The sequence below is a fragment of the Streptomyces sp. NPDC052040 genome (genome assembly GCF_044548405.1).
Lineage (GTDB): Bacteria > Actinomycetota > Actinomycetes > Streptomycetales > Streptomycetaceae > Streptomyces.
Window position 1 is genome coordinate 27872 of sequence record NZ_JBIUBV010000028.1, and the last position, 11549, is coordinate 39420.

2 protein-coding genes are annotated in these 11549 nt (G+C 74.8%); one reads left to right on the forward strand and one right to left on the reverse strand.

Annotated elements, in window-relative coordinates:
• Nucleotides 1-4 precede the first annotated feature (4 nt).
• Nucleotides 5-1297, reverse strand: coding sequence for a crotonyl-CoA carboxylase/reductase (ccrA, locus tag ACIHAA_RS31565; RefSeq protein WP_399823213.1), 1293 nt, complete (start codon nt 1295-1297; stop codon nt 5-7).
• Between the two features lie 203 nt (nt 1298-1500).
• On the opposite strand from ccrA, the gene ACIHAA_RS31570 reads away from it, so the two are divergent.
• On the forward strand, nt 1501-11549 hold a 10049-nt coding region (locus ACIHAA_RS31570), incomplete at its 3' end, for an SDR family NAD(P)-dependent oxidoreductase (protein ID WP_399823217.1).

The window sequence follows — 11549 nt, forward strand, 5'->3', positions numbered from 1 at the left end:
CCTGTCACAGGGAGGACGCGGGCGCGAACGTCCGCAACGGGTTGATGCGGTCGGCGCCGATCCGCGCGCGAAGCTGGGGCGCGGTGACCCCGAGGCCCGGTTCCGGCGCGAGACACAGCACACCGACCTTGCCGACGTGCTCGTTGTTCTGCACCAGCCGGGTCGCCTCGGGAGCCTCGGCGAGCGGATACAGCGCGGACAGCGTCGGCGCGATCGCACCCGTTGCGACCAGGCGGCTCGTCTCCACCTGCTCCTGGAGGTTGGCGCCATGGCTGCCGATCACCCGCTTGAGCCGCATCCACAGATAGCGGTTGTCGAACTCGTGGTGGTAACCGGTGCTGGAACCGCAGGTGACCACGGTCCCGCCGCGGCCCACGACGAACATCGAGATGCCGAAGGTGGCCCGCCCGACATGCTCGAACACGATGTGCGGGTCGCTGCCCGTCTCCCGGCGGATGATGCTCCCCAGCCGCTTCCCGGCGGCCACGGTGTCCGCCGGAGACGGGTCCGGGTCGTCGCTCAGCCCGATCTCCGCCCGGTTGACCACCACGTCGCAGCCCAGCCGGCGGACGGCCTCGGCCTTGCGCTCCGAGCCCACCACACCGACGGGGATCCCGCCGCCGTTCTTCACGAACTGCACCGCGTACGCGCCGAGGCCCCCGGCGGCGCCCCAGACCAGCACCACATCGCCCTGCTTCATCCGGGCACCGTTGGAGCCGACGAGCATCCGGTACGCGGTGCTGCCGCACATCGGGCTGACGGCGGCTTCCTCCCAGGTCAGATGTGCCGGTTTGGGCACCAGCATGCTGGCCCGCGCGACGGCGAACTCGCCCAGACCGCCGTAGTTCGTCTCGTAGCCCCAGGCGCGCATCTCGGTGCCCAGCATGGCGTCGGCGTGTGTCACCGGCTCCTGCTCGTCGACATGCACCGGGTGCACGACGACATGGTCACCCACCTTCCAGCGGCGCACCCCGGAGCCGATCCGCACGACCACTCCGGCGGCGTCGGAGCCGACCACCTGGAACGGGCGGTCGTGCCGGGCCGCCCAGCCGCCCTGGGCCGCGTACTTGCGCAGGAAGTCGAAGGTCGGGATCGGCTCGAACGTCGCCGACCACACCGTGTTGTAGTTGATCGAGCTGGCCATCACCGCGACGACCACCTCGTCCGGGGCCAGTTCCGGCATGCCCACCGGACCGACCCGCAGCGACTTGCGCACATCCTTGTGCTCGACGTCGCGGAACATGCCGGTGTCCTCGGCACGCAAATGAGCCGCGATGTATTCGTCGGGCAATTCCATGCGCTCGATCGCGTCCGCTGGTCGGTTCTCGAGAATCGCTTCCAGGAATGGATTCACGGCAGCTCCCGGCATCGTCTGGTGTGCTGCGGAATCTAGTCCCGGCCGGGTAATCGCCCGTTCATCGCCGCCGAATCCCGGCTGGATTCCCACGAGTTGCCGGGCAGTTGACCGCCGCGCCTAACGTCGAATCCGTGGCCGTAGACATGCATGACGAAGACCGTTCCCCGGAGCCCGTGGCCGTTGTCGGCATCGCGTGCCGGCTGCCCGGCGCGTCCGGTCCCGACGAGTTCTGGCAGCTGCTGCGGTCCGGCCGCAGCGCGATCACCGAGGCGCCCGGCCACCGGTGGCGCGACGCCCCGGTGCGCCTGCGCCGGGGCGGCTTCCTGGACCGGGTCGAGGACTTCGACGCGGACTTCTTCGGTGTGACACCGCGCGAGGCGGCAGCCATGGACCCCCAGCAGCGCCTCGCACTGGAACTGGGCTGGGAGTCCCTGGAGGACGCCGGGATCGTGCCGGGCCGTGTCCGCGGCACCCGGCTCGGTGTCTTCCTCGGCGCGATCGCCGACGACTACGCCCGGCTCACCGCGCAGGCCGGCCGGGACGCCGTGTCGCCGCACACCCTGGCCGGGCTGGGCCGCGGCCTGATCGCCAACCGGCTGTCCTATGTGCTCGGCGCGCGCGGTGCCAGCATGACCGTCGACACCGGCCAGTCGTCCTCCCTGGTCGCCGTCCAACTGGCCTGCGCGAGCCTTGAGTCGGGGGAGTCGGAGGTCGCCCTCGCGGGCGGGGTGCAGCTCAATCTCACCGGCGCCGCGACCGTCGGCGTCGAGCGGTTCGGCGGACTGTCCCCGGACGGCGAGTGCTGGACCTTCGACGCCCGCGCCAACGGGTATGTCCGCGGTGAGGGCGGCGCGGTGGTGGTGCTCAAGCTCCTGCGCCGGGCCCTGCTCGACGGCGACGACATCCGGTGCGTGATCCGCGGCGGCGCGGTCAACAACGACGGCGGCGGCGCCGATCTGACCACCCCCGACCCGGACGCGCAGCGCGAGGTCATCGAGACGGCGTACCGCCGGGCCGGTGTCGACCCGGCGGCCGTCCAGTACGTCGAACTGCACGGCACCGGAACCCGGGTGGGCGACCCCGTCGAGGCGGAGGCCCTCGGGGCCGCCCTCGGCCGGTCACGGACCGCCGAACAGCCCCTGCTGGTCGGCTCGGTGAAGACCAACGTGGGCCATCTGGAGGCGGCCGCCGGTGTCACCGGCCTGCTCAAGGTGGTGCTCGCGCTGCGGGCGCGCGAGCTGCCCGCCAGCCTCAACTACCGCAGCCCCAACCCCCGGATCCCGATGGACGACTGGCGGCTGCGCGTGCACGACCGGCTGGGCCCCTGGCCCCGGCCGGACGCGCCCCTCGTCGCCGGGGTCAGCTCCTTCGGCATGGGCGGCACCAACTGCCACCTGGTCCTGGAGAGCGCCCCCGCCCCGGTCGCCGGGGACCCCGCCCCGGGCCCGCTCGTCGAGGACCCCGCCCCGGCGGCATCGGCGCGTCATGCGGTGCCGCTGCCGCTGCCGCTGCCGTACCCCGTGTCCGGTCATGACCCGGTGGCGCTGCGGGCCCAGGCCCGCCGCCTCGCCGACTGGCTCCGCGACCGTCCCGAGGTGCGCCCGGCCGACCTCGCGGCCTCCCTCCTCACCACCCGCACCGCGTTCCCCGCGCGCGCCGTGGTGGTCGCCGACGACCGCGACACCCTGCTCACCCGGCTCGACGCACTGGGCGACGGCACCCCGGGAGCGGGGACCGTCGAGGGCGAGACCGGCACCGGTGAGGTCGCGGTCCTGTTCACCGGGCAGGGCGCCCAACGGCTCGGCATGGGACGCGAGTTGTACGCCGCCCATCCCGCCTTCGCCGCCGCCTTCGACGAGGTGTGCGCACACCTCGACCCCCTGCTGGACCGGCCGCTGCGCGAGGTCCTGTGGGCCGAACCCGGCACGCCCGAAAGCGACGTGCTGCACCGCACCGAGTACGCCCAGCCCGGCCTGTTCGCCGTCGAGGCCGCGCTCCACCGGTTCGTCACCGGCCTCGGCGTACGGCCCGCCCTGCTGCTCGGCCACTCCATCGGTGAGCTGGCGGCCGCCCATGCCGCCGGGGTGCTGACCCTGGCGGACGCCTGCACCCTGGTGGCCGCGCGGGGGCGGCTGATGCAGGCACTGCCCGAGGGCGGTGCGATGGCGGCCGTGGAGGCGGGCGAGGACGAGGTCCGGGACCTGCTCGACGGCACGGACGGCCGGGTGGGGCTCGCCGCGGTCAACGGGCCGCGCGCCGTGGTGGTTTCGGGTGACACCGACGCCGTCGACCGGTTCGCCGACCGGTGGCGCGCCGCAGGCCGCCGGACCCGTCGGCTCCGGGTCAGCCATGCGTTCCACTCGCACCGGATGGACGGGATGCTGGACGAGTTCCGCACGGTCGCCCGCTCCCTGACCTACGCGCCGCCACGGACGAAGGTCGTCTCCAACCTCACCGGCGCCCTCGCCACCGCCGACCAGCTGTGCGACCCGGAGTACTGGGTCCGGCACGTACGGGGTGCCGTCCGGTTCCTCGACGGCGTACGCACCCTGGACGCGGCGGGTGTCACCACCTATCTGGAACTCGGGCCGGACACGGTCCTCGCCGCCGCGGCCAGGTCCGGCGTCCCGGACGGCCGCCGGTTCCTCGGCGTCCTGCGCGCCGACCGTCCCGAGCCCGCGACGCTGGTGGAGGCCCTGGCGGGCCTGTACACGGCGGGCGCCGACGTGGACCTGACGGCCCTGACCGGCGGCGGAGCCCGTGTCGCCCTGCCCACCTACGCCTTCCTGCGGCGCAGCCACTGGCTGCCCGACCTGACGTCCGCCGCGGCGCCCCCCGTACCCGACGCGGCCACGGCCACGGCACCCCCCGTGTCCGAAACGCCCGGCGCCGCGACGGCACCGACGGCACCCCCCGCGTCCGACCCGCCCGGCGCCGCGCCAGCGCCGACGGCACCCGACCCGGCGGCCGCCCCCGCCCCGCCCGACGACGACCCGCTGGACCTGGTGCGGCGGCACACCGCCGCCGTGCTCGGCTCCGACACACCCGGCCGGATCCCGGCCGACCGGGCCTTCCGCGATCTCGGCCTCACCTCGGCCACCGGCATGGAGCTGACCGCCCGCCTGGCCACCGCGACCGGCCGGACCCTGCCGGACACCCTGGTCTTCGACCACCCCACCCCCGGCGAACTCGCCCAATTCCTGCGCTCCGGCGCCGACGTGGCCGACGAAGGGGTGCCGGGAGCCGCCCCCGGGGCAGCGGACGACCCCGTCGCGATCGTCGGCATGGCCTGCCGCTTCCCCGGCGGCGTACGGTCCCCGGAGGACCTGTGGCGGATCGTGGCCGACGGCGTCGACGCGATCGGCGACTTCCCCGCCGACCGCGGCTGGGACACCGACCGCCTCTACGACCCCGACCCCGGGCGCCGCGGCTCCTCCTACGTCCGCGAGGGCGGCTTCCTCACCGATGTGGCCGCCTTCGACGCCGCGTTCTTCGGCATCAGCCCCCGCGAGGCCGCCGCGCTCGACCCGCAGCAGCGGCTGCTCCTGGAGACGTCGTGGGAGTCCCTGGAACGCGCGGGCATCGACCCCCAGTCGGTGCGCGACAGCGACACCGGGGTCTTCGTGGGCGCCACCTTCCAGGAGTACGGCCCGCGCATGGGCGAACCGAGCGACGGCTCGGACGGATACCTCTACACCGGCACCACCCCGAGCGTCGCCTCCGGACGCATCGCCTACGTCCTCGGCCTGCGCGGCCCCGCCGTCACCGTGGACACCGCCTGTTCGGCGTCGCTCGTCGCCATGCACTCGGCGGTGCGCGCCCTGCGCGGCGGCGAATGCACGCTCGCACTCGCGGGCGGAGTGACCGTCATGCCGACGCCGGGTGTGTTCGCCGAACTGAGCCGGCTCGGCGGGCTGTCCCCCAACGGCCGGTCCAAGGCGTTCGCCGCGGCCGCCGACGGCACCGGCTGGGCCGAGGGCGCCGGAATGCTGGTGCTGGAACGCCTCTCCGAGGCGCGCCGCCACGGCCATCCGGTGCTCGCCGTGATCCGCGGTTCGGCGACCAACTCCGACGGCCGCTCCAACGGCCTCACCGCGCCCAACGGCTCGGCGCAGCGCCGGGTCGTCCGCCGGGCCCTGCACGCGGCGGGGCTGACGGGCGCCGAGGTCGACGCGGTGGAGGCGCACGGCACCGGCACCCGGCTGGGCGACCCGATCGAGGCCGGAGCGCTGCTCGCGACCTACGGCCGGGACCGCTCCGGGGACCGCCCGCTGTGGCTCGGCTCGGTCAAGTCGAACATCGGGCACACCCAGTCGGCCGCGGGCGTGGCCGGTGTGATCAAAATGGTCATGGCGCTGCGGAACGAGAGTCTGCCGCGCACCCTGCACATCGACGAGCCGACCCCCGGCGTCGACTGGAGTTCGGGCGCGGTCCGTCTGCTGACCGAGCCGGTGGACTGGCCGCGCACCCCCGGGCGGCCGCGGCGGGCCGGTGTCTCCTCGTTCGGCATCAGCGGCACCAACGCCCATCTGATCCTGGAGGAGGAGCCCGCGCTGCACGGCGCGGAACCGCCGCGCGGGCCGAGCGCCGGTCCGGTGGCCTGGCCGCTGTCGGCGAAGACCCCGGCCGCGCTGCGCGCCCAGGCCGCCCAGCTGCGCGCCCACCTCGCGGAGCATCCCGGACTCGCCCCCGCCGATGTGGCGTTCTCGCTGGCCCACGGCCGCGCCGCACTGCGCAGCCGGGCGGTCGTCGTGGCCGCCGGTCCCGCGGACCTCGCGGACGCCCTCGGCGCGCTGGCCGACGACACCCCGGCCGCGGGAGTCGTTCAGGGAACCGCCGGTGACCCGGGCCGGGTCGCCTTCGTCTTCCCCGGCCACGGCGCGCAGTGGCCGGGCATGGCCAACGCACTGTACGAGCGGGCCCCGGCGTTCGCCGCCCGGCTGGACGCGTGCGCCGCCGCCATCGACCCCCTCGTCGACTGGTCCCTGCTCGACACCGTGCTCGGCCGCCCGGGCGCCGCCGACTGGGAACACAGCGATGTGGCCCAGCCGGTGAACTTCTCGGTGATGGTGTCCCTCGCCGCCCTCTGGGAGGCGCACGGGGTGCGCCCCGCGGCGGTCGTCGGGCACTCGCAGGGCGAGCTGGCCGCCGCCTGCGTCGCCGGGGCACTGACCCTTGAGGACGCCGCGACGATCGTGGTGCGCCGCAGCAGGCTGTTCGCCGAGGAACTGCCCGGCCGCGGCATGATGGCCGCGGTCGAACTCTCCGCGGACGCCGTGCGCGGCCGGATCGCCGAGCGGGACGCCCGCGTCGACCTCGCCGTCGTCAACGGGCCGGTCGCGGTCACCGTCGGCGGAGAGCCGGACGAGATCGAACGCTTCGTGGCCGACTGCAAGGCCGACGGCATCCGCGCCCGGATCGTGGTGCGCGCGGGCGCCTCGCACTGCGCCATCGTCGACCCGCTGCGCGAACCCCTCCTGGAACTGCTCTCCGGCATCGCCCACCACGAGCCGCGCCTCCCCTTCTACTCGACCGTCACCGGGGCACCGCTCGACGCCGGAGAACTCGACTCCGGCTACTGGTTCCGCAACGCCCGCGAACCGGTCGACTTCCAGGGCACCGTGCTCGCGCTGCTCGGCGACGGCCATGGCACCTTCGTCGAGTGCAGCACCCACCCCTTGCTGCTGTCCGCGCTGCTCGACACCGCGGACGAGGCCGGGCACCAGCCGGTGGCGGTCGGCACCCTGCGCCGCGACGAGGGCGGCCCGGAACGCTTTCTGCGCTCGCTCGCCGAGGCCCAGGTCCGTGGCGTCGCCGTGGACTGGGACGCCGTACTCGACGGCACCGGGGCCCGCCGGGTCGACCTGCCCACCTACCCCTTCCAGCGGCGCAGGCACTGGCTGGCGCCCGCGACCGGACCGGCCGATGTCGCGGCCGCGGGGCTCGCCCCGGCCGGACACCCGCTGCTCGGCGCGGTCCTCACCGCCGTAGCGGACGACCGGGTCGAACTGACCGGCCGGGTGTCGCCGCGCACACCCGCCTGGCTCGCGGACCACGCCGTCGGCGGCACCGCACTGCTGCCGGGCACCGCGTATGTCGAGCTGGCGCTCCGGGCCGGGGACGAGGTCGGCTGCGCCCACGTCGAGGAACTGACCGTGGAACGGCCACTCCTGGTGCCCGCGGGCACCGCGATGCACCTGCGGGTCACCGTCGACGCGCCCGACCCCGACGGCGGACGGCCCCTCGCGGTCTACGCCCGGCCCGCCACCGACGGCGACACCCCCTGGACCCGGCACGCCTCCGGAACCCTGTCCCACGCCACCACCACCGTCACGGCCGCTCCCGCCACCGGGGCTCTCCCGGACGGCACCACCACCGTCGGGGCCGCCGCCTGGCCGCCGCCGGGCGCGGAAACCGTCGATGTCACCGGGTTCTACGCGGACCGGGAGACCGACGGCTACGGCTACGGTCCCGCGTTTCGGGGGCTGCGCGCCGCCTGGCGCCGAGGCGACGAGATGTACGCCGAAGTGGCCCTCGACGAAGCCCACCATGCCGACGCCCGCCACTACGCCGTACACCCCGCCCTGCTGGACGCGGCCCTGCACGCCGAGCTGCTGCGCACCCCCGCGGCCGGTCCCGGACAGCTGCGGCTGCCGTTCGCCTGGTCCGGTGTGTCCGTACCGACGGCCGGGGCCACCACGCTGCGGGTCCGCGTCGCCCCGGCGGGCGGCGACGCGGTGAGCGTGACCGCCACCGATCCGGCGGGCACCCCGGTGGCGGCCGTCGCGTCGCTGCTGCTGCGGCCGGTGCCCGCGGCGGACCTGACCGGCGGACCCACCGGCGGCAGCGAGCTGTTCGGAGTCGACTGGCAGCGGCTGCCGGACGGCCCGGACACCGCGGCCGAGCTCACCCTGCTGGACGCGGCACCGTCCGACGGGACCGCGGACCCGTTCGCCCGCGCCACCACCGCCCGCGTCCTGGAGGCCCTGCGCGCCCGGCTCACCGAGGAACACCCCCCGTCGGCGCGGCTGGTCGTCCGCACCCGCGGCGCGGTCGCGGTCCGCGACGACGCCGAGGTCACCGACACCGCCCAGGGCGCGGTGTGGGGACTCGTACGGTCCGCGCAGGCCGAACACCCGGACCGGTTCGTGCTGGTGGACGCCGACAGCGCGGCCGACGAGAGCGCCGTCCGGCGCGCCGCCGCGCTCGCCGTGGCAGCCGGTGAGGCGCAGGCAGCGATCCGCGGCGGCGACCTCCTCGTACCGCGCCTGGTCCGGGCGACCACCGCAGCCCGGACCGTCATCGACCCGCACGGTACGGTCCTGGTCACCGGCGGACTCGGCGCCCTCGGCGGCGACATCGCCCGGCACCTCGTCCACGCCGGGGCCCGGCACCTCCTCCTCACCGGGCGGCGGGGCGCCGACACCCCCGGCGCCGATGAACTGAGCGCCGAACTGGCGGAGTTGGGCGCTCAGGTCACCCTCCGCGCCTGCGATGTGGCCGACCGCACCGCGCTCGCCGAACTGCTCGCCGGTGTCCCGGCCGAGCACCCGCTGACCGCCGTGTTCCACCTGGCCGGGGCGGTCGACGACGGCCCGCTGGAGGACATGACACCCGAGCGCCTGGCGGCGGTCCTGCGCCCCAAGACCGACGGCGCGGTCCACCTGGACGAACTCACCCGCGACCTCCCGCTGTCGGCGTTCGTCCTGTTCTCCTCCGCCGTGGGCGTGCTCGGCACCCCCGCCCAGTCGGCCTACGCGGCCGCCAACGCCTTCCTGGACGCCCTCGCACACCGCCGCCGGGCCCAGGGGCTGCCCGGACTCTCCCTGGCGTGGGGACTGTGGGCCCGCACCAGCGGTCTGGGCAGCCTCGCCGAGGCCGATGTGGCACGGCTGCGCCGGGCCGGGCTCGCCCCGATGTCCACGGCGGACGGACTGGCCCTGTTCGCCGCGGCACTCGGCGGCGAACGGGCCCTGCTGCTGCCCGCCCACCTCGACTTCACGGCACTGCGCCGCCGGGCCCGGGAGAGCGGCCTGCCGCCCCTGTTCCGCGGACTCGTCCGCACACCGGTCCGTGCGACCGCCGGCCCGGCAACGGCGGAGAACGGGCTGGCCGGACGGCTGGCCGGGCTCTCCCGGCCGGACCAGGACCGCCATCTGCTGGACCTGGTCCGCGCCCACGCGGCCACGGCCCTCGGCCATGACGCGGCCGACCGGGACACCATCCCCGCGGACCGCGCGTTCCGCGAGTCCGGCTTCGACTCGCTCACCGTGGTGGAGCTGCGCAACCGGCTGCGCGCCGCGACCGGCCTGGCCCTGCCCGCCACCGTACTGTTCGACCACCCCACCCCGGCCGCCCTCGCCGCCCATCTCCGCGAGCGCGCGCTCAGCGACACCTCCCCGTCCACGCAGAACACCTCTTCCACGCGGAACATCTCTTCCACGCAGGCCACCTCTTCTACGCAGGCAACTTCTTCCGCGCAGGCCACCGCGTCGGCGCAGACCACCCCGGCGGCCGGTCCGTCACGGCCCGTCGACGACGACCCGATCGCCATCGTCGCCATGGCCGGCCGCTTCCCCGGCGGCGCGGCCGACCCGGAGGGACTGTGGCGGCTGGTCGCCGACGAGGTCGACGCGATCGGCGACTTCCCCGACGACCGCGGCTGGGACACCGGCCGCCTCTTCGACCCGGACCCGGAAGCCACCGGCCGCTCGGCCACCCGCCACGGCGGATTCCTGTACGACGCGGGGGAGTTCGACGCCACCCTCTTCGGCATCAGCCCCCGTGAGGCCCTCGCCATGGACCCCCAGCAGCGGCTGCTCCTGGAGGTCTCCTGGGAGACCTGGGAACGCGCCGGGATCCCGCTCTCCGATGTGCGCGACAGCCGCACCGGCGTGTTCATGGGCGTCGCCTACCACGACTACGCCGCCCGCGCCGAGTCCCTCCCCGAGGGGACCGAGGGCTATCTGATGACCGGCAGCGCGGGCAGTGTGGCGTCCGGCCGGATCGCCTACACCTTCGGTCTGCACGGTCCGGCGATCACTGTGGACACCGCCTGCTCCTCCTCCCTGGTCGCCCTGCACCTCGCGGTCCAGTCACTGCGGAACGGCGAATGCGACATGGCGCTCGCCGGCGGGGTCAGCGTGATGGCCACCCCCACCACCTTTGTCGAGTTTTCGCGTCAGCAGGGGCTGGCGGTGGATGGTCGGTGCAAGTCGTTCGGGGTGGGTGCGGATGGGACGGGGTGGTCGGAGGGGGTGGGGGTGTTGTTGGTGGAGCGGTTGTCGGATGCGTGTCGGTTGGGGCATCCGGTGGTGGGTGTGGTGCGGGGTTCGGCGGTGAATCAGGACGGTGCGTCGAATGGGTTGACGGCGCCGTCGGGTGTGGCGCAGGAGCGGGTGATTCGTGCGGCGTGGGCGGATGCGGGTGTGTCGGGTGCGGATGTGGATGTGGTGGAGGGGCATGGTACGGGGACGCGGCTGGGTGATCCGATCGAGGCGCAGGCGCTGTTGGCGACGTACGGCCAGGACCGGGGTGAGCGGGGTCCGGTCTGGCTGGGCTCACTGAAGTCCAACATCGGCCACACCCAGGCCGCGGCGGGCGTCGCCGGAATCATCAAGACCGTACAGGCCATGGCCCACGAGCGGATGCCCCGCACCCTGCACGCCGAGCGGCCCACCCCGGAGGCCGACTGGGACCTGGGCGGCGTCCGGCTGCTCGACAAGTCCCGTCCCTGGCCGCGGACTTCAGGCCGGGTGCGGCGGGCGGGGGTGTCCTCCTTCGGTATCAGCGGCACCAACGCCCATGTCGTGATCGAGGAGCCGCCCGCCGCCGAGGACACCGCCCCCGCGCCGGAGCGGAACGCCCCGCCCGCACTGCCTTTCCTCCTCTCGGCAGGCTCCGCCGACGCACTCCAGGGCCAGGTCGAGCGCCTGACGGCCCGGTTGACGGACGGCATGGCGGATCCGCTGGACATCGCCTACTCCCTTGCCACGAGCCGGACTCCGCTGCCGTACCGGACCGCCGTCGCCGCACACGGCTCCACCGACGCCGCCGAACAGCTGGCCCGAGCCCTCCCCGAACTCGCCTCCACCGAACGCCGGGTGGGTGTGGTGTTTTCGGGTCAGGGGGCGCAGTGGGCGGGGATGGGGTCGGGTTTGTCGGCTGCGTTTCCGTTGTTCGGTGAGGTGTT